General features: G+C 44.2%; 9 protein-coding genes and 1 pseudogene. 5 read left to right on the top strand and 5 right to left on the bottom strand.

What is annotated here, in order from left to right; translation table 11 throughout:
- The first annotated feature begins 295 nt into the window (after window positions 1-295).
- The 4 genes from AB6D80_RS08000 to AB6D80_RS07985 all read left to right on the top strand — a co-directional run bounded on the left by AB6D80_RS08000 (window position 296) and on the right by AB6D80_RS07985 (window position 8,321).
- Window positions 296-2,542: a lipase gene (locus tag AB6D80_RS08000; RefSeq protein WP_372188205.1), complete on the top strand. Its 2,247-nt coding sequence runs from the start codon at window positions 296-298 to the stop codon at window positions 2,540-2,542.
- Window positions 2,532-3,725: an outer membrane protein transport protein gene (locus tag AB6D80_RS07995; protein WP_371702174.1), complete on the top strand. Its 1,194-nt coding sequence runs from the start codon at window positions 2,532-2,534 to the stop codon at window positions 3,723-3,725. Before AB6D80_RS08000 ends, AB6D80_RS07995 begins: the two co-directional genes overlap by 11 nt.
- Window positions 3,726-3,919: 194 nt before the next feature.
- The gene (locus AB6D80_RS07990; protein WP_371702172.1) at window positions 3,920-5,257 is read left to right on the top strand and encodes an efflux RND transporter periplasmic adaptor subunit; all 1,338 of its coding nucleotides are present in this window, start codon (window positions 3,920-3,922) and stop codon (window positions 5,255-5,257) included.
- Window positions 5,244-8,321 (top strand): efflux RND transporter permease subunit, encoded by a 3,078-nt coding sequence (locus AB6D80_RS07985; RefSeq protein WP_372188202.1) that lies wholly within the window; start codon window positions 5,244-5,246, stop codon window positions 8,319-8,321. Before AB6D80_RS07990 ends, AB6D80_RS07985 begins: the two co-directional genes overlap by 14 nt.
- Window positions 8,322-8,417: 96 nt before the next feature.
- Here AB6D80_RS07985 and AB6D80_RS07980 read toward each other — a convergent pair whose 3' ends face one another.
- The 5 genes and pseudogenes from AB6D80_RS07980 to AB6D80_RS07960 form a co-directional block, all read right to left on the bottom strand.
- Window positions 8,418-9,329: a 2OG-Fe(II) oxygenase gene (locus AB6D80_RS07980; RefSeq protein ID WP_372188200.1), complete on the bottom strand. Its 912-nt coding sequence runs from the start codon at window positions 9,327-9,329 to the stop codon at window positions 8,418-8,420.
- 298 nt (window positions 9,330-9,627) lie between these two features.
- A pseudogene (locus AB6D80_RS07975) lies at window positions 9,628-10,643 on the bottom strand (polysaccharide lyase family 7 protein).
- A gap of 192 nt (window positions 10,644-10,835) precedes the next feature.
- A complete protein-coding gene (locus tag AB6D80_RS07970; protein WP_372188218.1) occupies window positions 10,836-11,588 on the bottom strand; it encodes a DUF481 domain-containing protein in 753 nt (250 codons plus the stop codon).
- Between the two features lie 191 nt (window positions 11,589-11,779).
- Window positions 11,780-12,676 (bottom strand): hypothetical protein, encoded by an 897-nt coding sequence (locus AB6D80_RS07965; protein ID WP_371702165.1) that lies wholly within the window; start codon window positions 12,674-12,676, stop codon window positions 11,780-11,782.
- Window positions 12,677-12,908: 232 nt separating this feature from the next.
- Window positions 12,909-13,625: a GntR family transcriptional regulator gene (locus AB6D80_RS07960; RefSeq protein WP_009845448.1), complete on the bottom strand. Its 717-nt coding sequence runs from the start codon at window positions 13,623-13,625 to the stop codon at window positions 12,909-12,911.
- A 317-nt stretch (window positions 13,626-13,942) separates the two neighbouring features.
- Between AB6D80_RS07960 and mngA the strand changes: the two genes are divergently transcribed.
- A complete protein-coding gene (gene mngA, locus AB6D80_RS07955; RefSeq protein ID WP_054545553.1) occupies window positions 13,943-15,877 on the top strand; it encodes a PTS 2-O-a-mannosyl-D-glycerate transporter subunit IIABC in 1,935 nt (644 codons plus the stop codon).
- The last annotated feature ends 7 nt before the right edge of the window (window positions 15,878-15,884 follow it).

The following is a 15,884-nucleotide window of genomic DNA, read 5'->3' as shown; positions in this document are numbered from 1 at the left end:
CTTACTGATTTCATCGTCTTTGATATTTAAGTGACTGAATTTATGTTGATTATTAACCTAATTAGATTTCCTTATATACCTTTTTGAGGTTGTTTAATGCGGTTTCAGGTGCTTGCCGTTAGTAGCTATTGGATCATTAACGGGTGACGCTGATTTAGTGGGTGTGGGTTAATTGCTCAAATTTCTTACGTAGTTTTATCAACGTGTCATTCCAACTCTGTGTTGCCTTGCTCTCTACGAATAAAAGTCGAGCTTACCTCCGACTCAATCGGCAACTCAAATAACGATAAATCGCATGACCACACCAGTTAAATGCGAAAGCTACGAAGGAGCTGTTTTGAAAGATTTCAATAAGCCATATATATGTGGACTAATTACGCTTGCCTTACTCGGCTGTCAGTCTGAAGACTCGACTCAAGAGGCCGTTTCGGTATTGGTTCCCTACAACATTAATGAACTACCAAAACCGAACGATGGTTATGGGTATGACGACGATGGAACAATATCCGGTGTCGGTGAAGACGTTGCCGCAATGTCATCGACCAATGATGCTTATTATCAGGACTACAACAATTCATACGCAGCCCTAGACGGTTGGGGGCTTTGTGCGGAACCGATTTTAATTCCTTTACAAAGTGTTAATTCGGACAAGCGTTATCCACTCAATAACGAAACCTTAACCGGGAATGTTGTATTAATTGATGACCTAACAGGTGAGGAAGTTGTCACTCAAATATCAGCTGATGGTTCCAATATTAAAATTCAATGTGAATCAGGCTTAGCTGAGAGTCGTACTTATTCGATTGTAGTAACGGATGGGGTAAAAACTGAATTTAATGAGTCTTTAAAAGCAGATGCCAGCTTTGATGAGTTGATTTATTCAGACGTTCCATTAAATAACGAAAAAGAAGAAGTTCTTCAAGAGCAAGTATTGAGCGCTATTGATTCATATTATGCGTTATATCCAGATAAGGGTATTCCTGTATATGCAGCACAATTTAAAACTCAGAGTGCTTATTCTCCATTGGATGCGATGAAATACAACCATGAGGCATTTGGAAGCGCTTTTACTGGTCAGTTAAATCCGATTACAGAACGGAAGAAAGATTACGATCTATATACCAAACAACTTAAAATTCCTTCCTATTTACCTTTTACTAAAGCGAGAGAATCAGAGTGTATCATTGATGAATTTGAACCGAAGGAGAATTGCTCGCCACTTTACGAATGGATTACAAACACCGACGGTGGTTTTCCTACAGAAAGAGAATCAACCCCGAAGATAACCGAAGAGTTAGATATAACTGCAGATATTTATGTTCCTAATGGATGGGATAAAAGTAGTCAGTTACCTACAGCTATTTTTATTCATGGTGTTACAGCAGAGCGCGGCACTGCTTCTTTGATGGCTGCGGAATATACAAAAAAAGGCTATGCCGTTGTTGCTATCGATATGCCATATCACGGGGAAAGAATGCGCTATGACAATACCGATCCAGACGGTGAGGGGCCAGAGAAAGGGGTAGAGATTAGTGCTAGAGCAGACAAGGCGTTCTTCATCAATATTGATTCCCCTTTAGCACTGCGTTCTAACCTTCAGCAATCAGTGTCTGACTTTTTAGGTCTTCGTTATGCGCTAAGCCAAGAAGCTTGGGTGAAAAAAGATGACGTTCACTTAATTGGACAATCGCTGGGCGGCATTATGTCGGTAATGGTGAGTGAGTTTAGCCAAGCAAGCCCTGATTTTCACTCGGATACTAATTCTAATTTTGAATTCAATACGGTGAACTTTGTTGTTCCGGGGCAGGGGTTAACCAACTTGGTTCTGTCCTCTCAAACCCTAGGACCTGAAATGTCTGAAGGTGTTAAGAAGTCTCCAGATGTTCAGCGCGGTATTGCTGAAACTGTCATACCAGATACATGTACAGCAGAAGCAACAAATCAGCAGTGCATTGAAGCGCTCCGTGAGTTTGTAGAGCTTTCATCTGACAACGCGCTGCTTGTCAGCCAGCTAGAGAATGACATCTTTGATTTAGTTGTGACAGACCTTAAACAAGGGGTTCAAGCCACAATTGATAGTGCAGACCCTGCTAGTTTTATCTCTCGCCAAGTCGCTGCTGAGCAACCAACTCTTTTGTTAGCTGCCGTTGGAGATTGCGGGGAGACTTGTGACGTTGGTGTTGATTACGTCCCAGATAGCGTAATTCCGAATACCGCGCCAGATAACATTCGTACTGGTACTGAACCACTGATTACTGCGCTTGGCTTAGACCCAATAACAGGTACCTCAGAAAATATTAATGAAAAGCGTGGAGCCGTGAGAACAACTACCGGCGGGCATGGTACGTATTTGTTCCCCTATGAAGGTCCCGTTGATGAAAATGGCTTGCCGGGCACACCAGGTGAAAACATGTCAGACGTTCGTGAAGCGGTGGGCACTCAACAAATTGCCGTTGCTTCTATGGTAATGAGTGACGGTTCAGTAGTCGTCATTAATAACGAAGAGCATATCGAAACAGAGGTGCCTCAAGATGAAGAATAAACTTTTATTGGGCACTGCCGCTGCTCTTGTTCCTTGCCTGACTAATGCGGCTGGATTTCAACTTAACGCGCAGTCTGCAACAGGCTTAGGCCGTGCATTCGCTGGTGATGCTGTGATGGCAGATAGCGCTGCGATTGTTGCTAAGAACAGTGCTGCGATGGCTTACATCGAGCAACCAACACTCTCTGTCGGCGCTATCTATATCGATAGTGGTATTGATGTGTCTAGTGTTAGCTACACACCAATGAAAGGCGATACAGAAACACTCGATGATCAATCTCTAGACGCAGGGACATTAGTTCCGAACATTCATTATGTGCATCCTATCGAAGGTTCTAAGTTCACTCTGGGCGCAACAGTCCATTCCAATTTCGGTACTGACGTAGAGTTTGACGAGTCGTTTGAAGCGGATGAGTTTGGAGGCAAAACGGCGCTTTCCAGTATCAATGTTGGCTTCGCTGTGGCTTATGAGTTGTCTGAAAAAATCAATTTGGGCGCAGGGCTAGATGTTATTTACGGTGAGGGTGAAATATACCGCCAAAACTTGTTAAACGTAGATGCCGATGGCTTCGGTTTGGGGGCTAACGTTGGGGCGACCTACCAAGTCAATGAACATAACAAGTTTGGTATTACTTACCGTTACAGCCCCGATATTGAAGTGGAAGGTGACATTACCAGAGGCGGTGTCCCTGCCGACAAGATGAATGTTCCGTTACCAGACACTCTAGAGTTTTCCGGTTGGCACCAGCTCAACGAACAGTGGGCTTTTCACTATAGCCTGCAGTGGGTGAACTGGTCTGAATTTGATTCGCTAACATCTGAATCTTATGACGACTCAATTAAAGAGTATCAATGGAAAGACGCAGGACATGTTTCTGTCGGTGGTACGTACACCATGTCGAAAGACATCGTTCTACGAGCTGGCTACATGTACGACATTTCCCCAACTGACGAACTCACGTCGTTATCAATTCCTGATGTTAACCGTCATTGGCTAACGGTCGGAGGGACATATAACTTCACGGCTGCCAGTTCTGTGGATATTGGTGTCGGTTTTATCATCGGAGAATCACAAGATATTGACGAAAGCCTGACGACGATCCCAGAAACGAGTTCCAATATAACTGCTGATGTGACCGCCGATGCTCTCTTGCTCGGTGTTCAGTATCAGCATCGTTTTTAACTTTTACTTTGGAGTTCAGAACGTAAAAATTTAGGAATCATATAAAAATTGCAGGGCTCGACAGTGAGTTGAGCCCTTTTCTCATTATTAGCTGTTTTAGCATTATTTAAATAGCTGGAAGCTCATTAAGTAAGAAATAGCTGCTTAGAAAAACGTTTTAATTCAGACGAATTCAACGGTTATGGTTATTAAAAATGAAATTTACAAAGCTTAGTAAAACAATCTGTTTGGCACTGTTTGCCTTACATATCTCTCCATCGTTTGCCCAAAACTCAAACTTAATTCCTGTGACTATCGAAAAAGCTCACAAACAAGCATTCACTTCTTCAATCAACGAGGTTGGCAAAATCAGGGCAACGGATTCTGCTGCATTGACATTTAGTGCCTCCGACAAAATTCTCAACATCCATTTCAAAGATGGAGATTCAGTTAAAAAAGGCGAACTGATCGCTCAACTGGACAATACCAAAGCGAAAGCCGATTTAGACAAAGCAAGAAGCTCTCTAGCGTTAGCAAAGTCGAAATTAAAGCGAGTACAAGAATTACTAAAGAAACAGCCTGACTCTATGTCTCAACAAGATGTGGAAGAGCTGGGCGAACAGGCGAACCTAGCCGCAGCTGATTTCCGTCAGAAAGAAGCGCTGATGAATGACTATTTATTGGTAGCGCCATTTGATGGGCAGCTAACTAACTTCACTCACTCAGTGGGCAGTAAGATTGATAGCGCAACCGCGTTGGTCAGTTTGATCAAACTCGATCCTGTTGAAGTTCAATATTCCATTGGCCAGTCGGATTTAGGAAATGCAAAGCTGGGGCAGAATGTTTCCATCCAAGTTGATGCATTTGTCGATGAAGCATTTTCTGGTGTGGTGGATTACATTGCGCCGGCGGTGGACGAAAGCTCGGGCCGTGTAGAAGTTCACGCGCACGTGACTAACCCAGAGCATCGCTTAGTTCCGGGTATGTTTGCCAAAGTAAGTCAGATGACCAGCGAAGATTCAACGCAGATGGTGGTTTCTCAAAACTCCGTTCAAGCAAAAGATGCAGAGCGTTTTGTTTGGGTCGTGAATGGTGAAAAAATCGAGCAACGCATTGTCGAATTAGGCGTGAATACTAACGATGGTTACGTTGTTGTAGAGAAAGGCTTGAAACTTGGCGATAACGTCGTTGTGACGGGACAACAGAACCTTAAGAAAGCGTCGTTAGTTAAGGTCATGAACCCAAATGCTGAACAGAAAACTGTTGAGCTAATCACGGAACCGACAAGCAAAGATAACACTCAACAGACCGCTGAGCCTAAAGTAGAAAAGACCGTAACACAGGTGGACGAAGCACATCCAATTGAACCTTCGGTTGATTGGACGGAAGCATCGAAAGGTGTAGATGAAGCGATCAACGAAAACAGCGAGCAAGCAGAGACTAGCGCGACTGTTGAGGATTCATCAAGCGAAACTCAAAGCAAGGAAACTCACAGTAAGGAAACACTAAGCAAGGAAGCTGTAACGAAGGAGAATCTGAATGAAGCTTCCTGAGATTTGTATCAAGCACCCTGTGTTTGCGTCAGTTCTGAGCATCACCATTGTTTTGCTTGGGCTTTTGTCATTTCAAAAGCTCTCAATCCAATACTTTCCAGAACATAAAACACCGTCAGCAACGGTAACGGCTGCGATCAATGGCGCGAGCGCTGAGTTTATGTCGCGCAATGTGGCAGATAAGCTTATTACTGCTGCAACGGGCCTCGACAGCGTGAAAACCATGACGACGGACTGTCAGGAAGGCACGTGTAATCTAAAAATCATCTTTGAAGATGACATTAATGACGTCGAATACACCAGCTTGATGAACAACCTGCGCAGCAGCGTCGAAGCGATTGGTGATTTCCCACCGAGTATGACGGATAAGCCAACGGTCACGGATGATTCTTCTGACACCAGTATGCCGAGTAACATCATCACGTTTGTGAATACTGGCAAGATGTCTAAGCAAGACATGTACGACTACATTAGCCAGCAAGTCGTGCCTCAATTTAAGCACATCCAAGGTGTGGGTGGTATTTGGGGGCCGTATGGTGGCAGCGAAAAAGCGGTGCGTGTTTGGTTGCAACCGGATCGCATGATGGCGCTCAATATGAGTGCATCCGATGTTGTTGGAACATTGAGCTCATACAATGCAACGTTTACCGCCGGTACCATCAAGGGGCAGGTGCGAGATTTCTCCATCAACCCAGTCAACCAAGTAACCAGCGTTGATGATGTACGAGACTTAGTGGTTCGTGTTGATAACGGCAAGATCATTCGTATCGGTGATATTGCTGAAGTCAAAATGGGTGAGGAGAGCCTTACACCAAGTATTCTGCGTGTAGATGACAATCTAGCGATGTCGATTCAGGTGTTGCCACTGAAAAGTGAAAACCCAGTAACCGTTGCGAATAAAGTTAAGAAACAGATTGATGTGATTCAGCCTCAGTTGCCAGAAGGCATTGAGATGAAGATGGTCTACAACCAAGCGGATTTCATTAAAACCGCAATTGATGAGGGCTTCATGACTTTAGTTGAAGCGATTGTTCTGGTTTCAGCGGTTGTGGTTCTGTTCCTTGGCTCTTTTCGAGTTGCTTCAATTCCGATCATCACCATTCCTGTGTGCGTAATAGGCGTATTTGCTGTCATGCATTTACTTGGATTTAGCATCAACGTACTGACGATTCTCGCTATCATTCTCGCCATTGGTTTGGTGGTTGATGATGCGATTGTTGTGGCTGAAAACTGTTACCGTCATATCGAAGAAGGTGAAACGCCATTCAATGCTGCAATTAAAGGGTGTCGAGAGATTGTCTTCCCAGTGATTGCGATGACGCTGACTTTGGCGGTTGTTTACTTACCAATTGGCTTGATGGCAGGCCTAACTGCCGATCTATTCAGGCAGTTCGCGTTCACGCTTGCAGCAGCGGTGATCATTTCTGGATTTGTGGCGTTAACGCTCTCACCAATGATGAGTGCTTACTTAATGAAGCCAGTATCAACTCCGGCGAAGTGGTATCAAAAAGTTGATGCGAAACTGAATGTGTTATCGGATTTATACACCAAAGAGCTAGGTAAATGGTTTGATCGTAAGGCTCTGATGAGTGGTATTGCTTTAGTGCTGATCGCTTTATCGGCCTTAGCGGTTTGGAAAATGCCTCAAGTGTTGCTTCCAACCGAAGATACCGGTTTTGTTGAGGTGACGTCTACGCCACCAACAGGTGTTGGTCGTCAGTACCATCTAGATAACAACGAGCAACTGAACAGTGTGTTCAAAGGTAATAGTTTAGTAGAAGCGAACTTATCTTACATTGAAGGTACACCGACCAATCATGTTCTATTGAAACCATGGGGTGAACGTGACCAGTCAGCGGATGAATTGGTAAACGAGTTTATTGCTAAAGCACAAAGTTCGGTCTCTGCTTACGGCATGTCTTTCAAGGTTCGCTCAGCAGATAACTTGAACATCGCTACCAACATGACCCTTGAACTGACGACGGTTAACCGTGATACCACTGTGCTGTCTGAAACTGCGAGCGAAGTCGTTAAGGCGCTTGAGGATTACGAGGGTGTGACCAACATTAAGAACTCAATGTTGCGTGACCAATTACGTTATGATTTGTCGATTGATCGCAATGCGATTGTATTGTCTGGTGTTGATTACGGTAACGTAACCAATGCGTTATCGACGTTCCTTGGTTCTGTTAAAGCCGCAGATTTGCAAGCGGACGACGGTTATACATACCCAATTCAAGTTCAAGTAAACCGAAGTGATCTTGGTGATTTCAAGGTGCTTGATAAGTTGTATGTGGATTCACAGTCGGGGCAAAGGCTTCCTTTATCCCAGTTTGTATCAATCAAACAAGTGACATCGGAATCTAACTTCAAGACGTTCATGGGTAAAGACAGCGCTGAAATCACCGCGGACTTGATGCCCGGATATACGGCGAGCGACGTGAAGGCATATATTGATGACACGGTACCAAGCCTGTTGAAACCTGCTCAGAGCTACGAGTTCAATGGCATCGTTAAAGATTTGGTTGATTCAACCGCGGGCGCACAAGTGCTGTTCGTATTGGCGTTGATTTTTATCTTCTTGATTTTGGCGGCGCAGTTTGAAAGCTTTGTCGACCCGATGATCATCTTGCTGACCGTTCCACTGTGTATTGTGGGCGCAATATTGACACTTTCGGTATTTGGCCAAAGCCTGAATATTTACTCGAAGATAGGATTGCTGACACTGGTTGGTCTCGTGACCAAACACGGTATTTTGCTGGTGGAGTTTGCTAACGAGAAACGCAAATCTGGCGCGAGTGCCAAAGAAGCTGCGATCAGCAGTGCACGTTCAAGGCTGCGTCCAATCTTGATGACCTCACTGACGATGATCCTCGGTTCATTGCCATTGGCACTGGCGGATGGCCCGGGTTCATTAGGTCGAATCAATATTGGTTTGGTATTAGTCGGAGGTTTGACTGCCGGAACCTTCTTCTCATTGTTCTTAGTGCCAGTGGCTTACGTTGGCATGGCGAATCTAAAACAGATGGACATACTGACTCGATTGAGAACGAAACCCGCATAACTCGCCATATAGATTGACCCGTCAATTGAAGTGAAAACTAAAACGCGCCCACCATGAACCATGGTAGGCGCGTTTTGTATTTATTATCTCAATTGCCTAGAACGGGGCAAAATTGTCATGTACCACTGTTGGTACTGTCCAGCGTTTATGCGCATCTATAGGCTCTAGTACCGAGTTGTGGTGTGGTATTTGTCCACGGTCGCCATACAACCACAATACCAAGTTCGAACGTTCACCACTTGTTATCGGCAGCGCCGCATGGGCAACGTTTCCTCGATGAATCATAGCGACACCGGGCGTGAATGTCGTTTCGTTCATCTTACCCGTAGCAGGGTCATAAAAGTTAAGTTCTGAGCCTGAAAACTCTTCATCTGGCATATTTACGTTAATGTTGAGAGTGACCGAAGACGCATCAGTATGCAGGCGTAAAGACGTATCTTTGTTCGCTTGATACTGAATCGAGAACCCAAAAGTTTGCGTGTCGTAACCCATGATTTCAGGGAACAATAAACGAGCAATAGGGCGCATGTAACTGTCGAGTAAATCTCGGTAAAACGTTTGGAAACTTGGCGCGGCTAGATAACCTTCAGAACGGCTGTCTAACATTGCTCCACCGCGGTTAAGCACTATGCCGTATGGTGGGCGCAGCGGGATTTGAGCATTCGAAACCGCTTCCAAGTAATCACGCAATTCAGCAAGACGTTCAGCATCAAAGAACTGGAACTTAAATACTCCAGGAGAGATTTCTTCGAGTAAGTCTTTTACCGCGATTTCTTTCGTTGGATCTTGCCAAGCTTCTCTAACAGCTTCACGCAGGCGGGCATCTAACAGTGAATCATCGAAATCCAATTGGCTGCCTTCCGCACTTGCTTCCCATTCTTTCCAAGCTTCGCTGAACAAGCCCTTATTGTTGTCCCAAAACTGTTGTACAGAAGGAGCTCGTTGAAGCATCGCTTCTCGTGTCGGTAAATCGATGGCGCGTGCGCGCTCTAGTTGATTAGATAACATAATGTGTTCGCTCCTTTTGTTTGCTTGCAACCAATCTATTACACCAAGGTTTGTAGATAAACGGGGCGCTGGGCAAAACAGAATTAACGTTTTCTATATAATCAGCGTAAAGGAGGGGTTACTTTAAGAAGCTGTCAGTCCTTGCTTAGACGTGGTCATTGAACAATGAACGCAAGGTTTGCTTAGCGAGTTGCGATGTCGTGGGCGTATCAGTGATAAAACAGCGTATGGATGAGATAGCCACACGCCGTTTTCAAGTATCAGTAGTGATTCGAGACACAACTGGTGGAGTGACTTTCTATCTATGATCAATATTGATCTTCGAGAAGCTGACCGAGAATACTTGACCAGCAAACTCTCTTGATGGCTTTATTTGGGCGTAAAGACCGGCTTTAAAGTAGTACTCTTCCTCTAACCATGCTTTTGACAACGTAACCTTGTTGCCATCACGATCTTCTGTTTCTATGCCCCATGGTAAGAACTGTTCTGTTAATTCATTATTAATGAGTGTTGAAAGGTTAATACCTTGGTCATCAAGACGAATCGTGTAATCCCAATCCAGGTTTGCAGGTGCAACCCCTAGGTTGACACTGAATGGCTGACAGTCGCTACACATCTTGTTTCCTGGTAGAAATGAATCGTTCAGAATAACGCGTACCGGTTTTTTTTCACCATCCCACTGCAATTTGACCAGCGCTTGCTTAATGTCCTTGCCATGGATTTGGCCAAGAACCACTTTAGGGTCGCTGCCTGTTGCATCTTTATTCGGAAATTGGTCAACGCTTAATGTCGCTTTTAATTCGTGCGTTCCGGTTACTGCCCAGTTTTGCTCTTTAGTACTGCAACGATTTTCTGATTCAAAGTTGTAAAGCTCACGAAGCTCTGAGCGAACGTACTTTGTGTTTGGCGTTGTGGAAACTTGGCCGCCAAGATCTACAGTGAACTTGAGACGTTCTTTACTGTTAACCGATTCACGCGAAAACCAAGGGAGATGAGTGTCGTTGGTTAGATACTCTTTACCATTACACTCTTGTGGGATGAGCTCCGCTGCGCTAGTGCGGCCATTGTTATAGTAATCATCACCACTTACTGGAAGGGTAATCTTCCATTGCTCGATGTTCCAATTGCAATCGGTGCATGTTTTAAGCTCTGCTTGTTCGCTTTTAGCGTTGGCTCACAGCCAGCGAGTAATAATCCACTAGAGATAAACGCAGCAATTTTGAGGTATTTTAAAGGTTGTTGATAGTTGAACATAAAAATGATTTGTAATACAAAAGGTGAGCGAACTTTATCGATAAACGATGAGTTTTTCATTGGATAAAGAGCGGTTTTACATTTTGTTGACAGAGCTTTGTGCTACCGATTCCAAAAGCACATCTCAATACAATTTTCCTAGTTATGGAACTAGAGATAGGGTCAATGAGGTTGGTTTTCGCATACGGATTAGTAATGACTTTCTGAACGATCACGCAAATCCTTTTGCATGTTCGATGGGGGAAGCGTTGTTTAGAAATCGCAGTTGAGATTCATTGAGCTATAGATTTCGGCGTTACTTTGGTCTGATGCGACAGTGGTGTTGTAGATGTATTCGGTATCAAAAGTTAGCGCCAAATTGCCCATTAAGATGTTCTTTAGATAGCCTTTAAGGTTGTAATTGGTGTTCTCTTCACCGTAAGCCATGTTAGCCGTTGCCCCCATAGAAAACGTTTCTGTTAGGATTAATGATCCATCAATATTGGCATTGACGATCAGTTCATAGTTCTCTTTGTTTGGAAACTCTTCATCAGAAGACTGTCGCTTACTGATTCGGTAACCCGGACCGGCAGATCCTTGGAGTTTGATTCTTTCTGTATCATAAAAGTGGCGACCCAACCCTGTAGCCGTTATGAATTGCTTACGATAAGTACCAAAGTGGTCGTGTTCAAAACGTGTTGTGGCGACCAAATAGGTGACTTCGTTCAAGTCATAGCTGATGCCATAGTTGGTGGTATAGCGATTGGTGCCGTCTTCGTCGTTTTCTGCATCGGTATAGTAGGTATCAAACTGAACTCGTTGGCCCCAGTTCTCTTTTTTGTATCCAACAGAGATTCCAGAATTGATCGACAAAGATGAGCTGGTGTTTTGTGAGTAGATAAAACCGAGCTTGGTCAGGGTCGTAAAAGGAGATTCTTCAGCTTCTTCTTTTAACTCAGAACCTTCGCTTAATACGACGTCGCCTTCGAGTACCACTTCTTCAACCTCTTCTCCAAATACGGGCATAGAGAACGCGATGAGAAATAAAGGCAGCTTTGCTCGGGATCGTGTGTATGAAACTGTATTGGTTAATGGGCGCGTTGTTTGTGGGATAGCGTGTGTCGACATAATGATTTGGTATATAAGGTGATTGAACACGACGAACGCAAGGCTAGTCGTGAAGAGTCGTCAATGATTGAATCGAAAATGCGCGTGAGTTATGACGCCATAGGCAAAGGCGAAAAAATCGTTTTTATCGCAGAGAATCCGCTACCTCGATGAGGATTGAAATCTTCAATGTAGACAAAGAATTCAAGTATCTCAGAGGGTTTATCGTCTTCGATTAACAAGAACTCAAGTAGTCCTTGTTCGACATGGCATGAAACGATGGTCTCGCTCGATTGATCTGCTGAAATCTGATCAACATTGATCAGGACGCTCGTCTCGGGTAACACATTGAAAGCATCTTGCGCGCACTTAAGAATACAGCTGCAGACATACTCTCGATATAAGGTATTGCTTTCCGAAAGAGACATCGTTTCAAGCTTCACTTCGCCTTGGCACAATACCTTTTTTTCTTTAGGGATCACGTTATGCTTATTGACCTGAATATTGACCTCCAGCAGGTGACCATTCTTATAGGTATTGAAGTTATGGTTAATCAGCTTAGTGTCGACTACCGCGGCGTTAATCGGGTTCTGTTGAGCTTCGGAAAGGGCTGATAGTTTTGCTTCACTATCGTTGTTTAAAATACCTTTCGATAATTGATTGCCCTTGGCCCAGTAGCTGTAGTTTTGAACCCAATGCACAAACTCTGTCTTGTATTGCTCGATGTCTTGTTCGGCGGCACGCTCTATATTGTTGGTGAGGGTATAGAGCTTCGACTTGTTTCCTAGCAGCATATCTAGCCAGTTAGGCTTGTACTCATCGAGTGCTTCCATTGCTTTGACTTTATGATCGAATCGAACCGTTGGCATTGTCGGTGCAGGTTCCATCGCAATCGACTCCCAATTCATTTTTGGGGTCGGAATGGTATGCACGGATTGGATTAAGTGGAGGTGCTGATTGAATAAGCTCACTTCACTTACAGCGTCCTCAAGTTGTTTGGTATTCATCTACATTCCTGTCGACTGTTGTTCTTGTAATTTGGCGCTTAGTTTATGGTCAAAGCGCGCGAACAGTATTTAAATGAATGTGAATGATCTTTCGTGAGGTTGCTTGATATTGATTTAGGAATATTTTGGAGAGAAAGTTGGGTTTACTATTGAGATAACAGCATAGAAACACAGAGAGCAAGGCGCTCTCTGTGTTGGTCATTTTGCTACTATCGAAACTTGCTGATGAGCATTATCTCTGGCGTCTTGCGACCAAAGTAAATCGGTAATCGTTAGACGTGAAGTAGTTGCGGCTGTATTCAAACACCGTGTTATTGGCGAGGTAACCGCGAGTACGTTTTTCAATGATAGGCTGAGCTGGGTCAATACCTAACTGTTTAGCAACGTCTTCAGGTGGAAGAATCGGCACCAGTTCTTGCTCACTTCGATCAATCACCATGCCTTTGGTGTTCTCAATAAAGTCGTATTTTGATGTCTGCATCACTTGATAGGTGAGATCTGGGAATAGGGCAACAGGTAACCAAGTTTCTTCAACCGTGATTGGATTGTTGTCTATGAAACGAACACGTTTTACGTAGAAAACCAATTCGCCTTCTTTGATATCTAAATGTTCAGACATCGCCAAAGAACACGGCTTCATTTCAAAGGCCAGAACTTCACTGTGTGTAACCACATCCAAATGCGCCCACTTTTCTTGAAAGCTCGACTGTTTGTAGATGTCGTAATTGATCTTGTTCTCTTTGACGTAAGTGCCGCTGCCTTGAACGCTTTCAAGCTCATCGTTTTCGATCAGTAGTTTCAGCGCTTGTCTAACCGTTACACGACTGACCGAGAATACTTCACGCAATTGCGCTTCTGTTGGGAGTGCTTCTCCAACTTTATATTCTCCAGAACTGATCTTTTCTCTTATTGCATCGGCGATTTGGCGATACATAGGGAGTCTTGCCATTTTTGCCTCATTTGTGCGCTAGGACAACTAGACTTTGATTAAGAACCTGTACCTTAAATACGTAAATTTGCTCTATATAAGCCTTGCTTTAAAGGTTAGTGTGAGCATCGTATCGGCGTTTTGTAGTACATATAATACAAATTAAACGATACATAACAAGCTTTCTTAAAGGATTTACCAATGCGATTTAAATACAAATTAAATACAAATATGTATTGGTGAGATCGTGATCACGGATTAAATGTCTTGAAGTTGTATTATTCTTCTCGTCGGCAGGGACGACTGTCGTACTAATCCGTGACTATGGGACAAAGGTTATGAAACTTACTACTCTAACGAATAAGTCGCTCGTAAATCTGCAAACTACGTTTAGCAGTCGAGAAGAAGCGATTTACGCACTTGCTGACCAACTGGATCAGCAAGGCAAACTGCATAACAAGCAAGAGTATCTTGATGCAGTATTTGCTCGTGAAGAGCAAGGCCCGACAGCGCTTGGTGAAGGCCTAGCAGTACCGCATGGCAAGACTGACGCGGTTAAAGAAGCTGGCTTCGCTGTAGCAACGCTTAAAGAAGACATGAAATGGAAAGGCTTGGATGAAGACGAAGATGTAAATCTTATCTTCCTAATTGCGATTCCAAATGCAGAAGCGGGTTCTACCCACATGCATCTGCTCACTGCATTGACAACTACATTGGTTGATGACGATGTTCGCGAAGCGGTATTAAAAGCGACAACCGCTGAAGAAATCTTTGCGCTTCTTGATGGCGACAATCAACAAGAAGAAAAACAAGACAACTTAGATACAAATGCGCCGACAATTGTATGTGTTACTGCTTGCCCTGCTGGCATTGCTCATACCTATATGGCGGCAGAATATCTTGAAAAGGCGGGAAAAAAGCTTGGCTATAACGTGCATGTTGAAAAACAGGGCGCAAACGGTATAGAAGATCGCTTAACGGCTGAGCAATTAAACAATGCAGTGGCTTGTGTATTTGCTGCTGAAGTTGCGATTAAAGAATCTGAGCGCTTTAACGGCATTCCTCGTGTAGAAACGCCAGTTGCAGAACCGATTAAACACGGTGAACGCATTTTAAACGAAGCGATCGAAGAGTCGAAAAAAGGCAACGGTGCAGAGCGTAAAGTAGCTACTGATGATAAACCGAAGAAACTGCCGTTGAAAACTGAGCTTAAACAAGCACTGCTTTCTGGTATTTCTTACGCGGTTCCTCTTATCGTTGCTGGTGGTACTGTTCTTGCGGTTGCTGTTCTTATCGCGCAAATTTTTGACCTGCAAGAGCTCTACGCAACAAAAGATTCTTGGCTATGGATGTATCGCAAACTAGGTGGCGGCCTACTGGGTACATTGATGGTGCCAGTACTGGCAGCTTACACAGCTTACTCATTAGCAGATAAACCGGCACTTGGTCCTGGTTTTGCCGCAGGTATTGCAGCAAACATCATTGGCTCTGGTTTCCTAGGCGGTGTTGTTGGTGGTTTGATTGCTGGTTACGTGATGCGTTGGGTAAAAGAGCATGTTCGCTTAGGCCCTGCGTTTAACGGCTTCCTCACTTTCTACCTTTACCCTGTAATCGGTACTTTGGTGGCAGGTAGCTTGATGCTATTTGTTATAGGTAAACCTGTAGCGTTCCTAAACCAAGGTCTAACGGACTGGTTGAACGGTATGTCAGGCACCAATGCGCTGTTATTGGGTGCGATTCTTGGTCTGTTTGTATCATTCGATTTAGGTGGTCCGGTAAACAAAGCCGCTTACGCATTCTGTTTAGGTGCAATGGCGAACGGTGTTTATGGCCCATACGCAATCTTTGGTTCAGTAAAAATGGTATCAGCGTTCACCGTAACGGCTTCAACCATGATCGCTCCACGCCTATTTAAAGACTTTGAGATTGAAACCGGTAAATCTACATGGCTACTTGGCCTAGCGGGTATTACCGAAGGTGCGATCCCAATGGCGATTGAAGATCCAATCCGTGTAATCGGCTCATTCTTACTAGGATCAGTGGTTACAGGTGCGATGGTTGGTGCGGCAGGTATTGGTCTATCGACTCCGGGTGCAGGTATCTTCTCTATCTTCTTGTTACACGATTCAGGTTTGGGCGCATTCTCTGCTGCTGCAATCTGGTTCGGTGCTGCGATTGTCGGCACAGTGATTTCAACTGTTACTCTTCTGATGTGGCGTGGTCATGCTGTAAAAAAGGGTAAGTTTGAAGCAAGTACTGCAACACAGAACTAACTGAATT

This window comes from Vibrio sp. 10N.247.310.17, assembly GCF_041466605.1.
Taxonomy (GTDB): domain Bacteria; phylum Pseudomonadota; class Gammaproteobacteria; order Enterobacterales; family Vibrionaceae; genus Vibrio; species Vibrio tasmaniensis_A.
The sequence above is the reverse complement of the archived record's forward strand: the minus strand, read 5'-3'. Positions and strand labels throughout refer to the sequence as shown.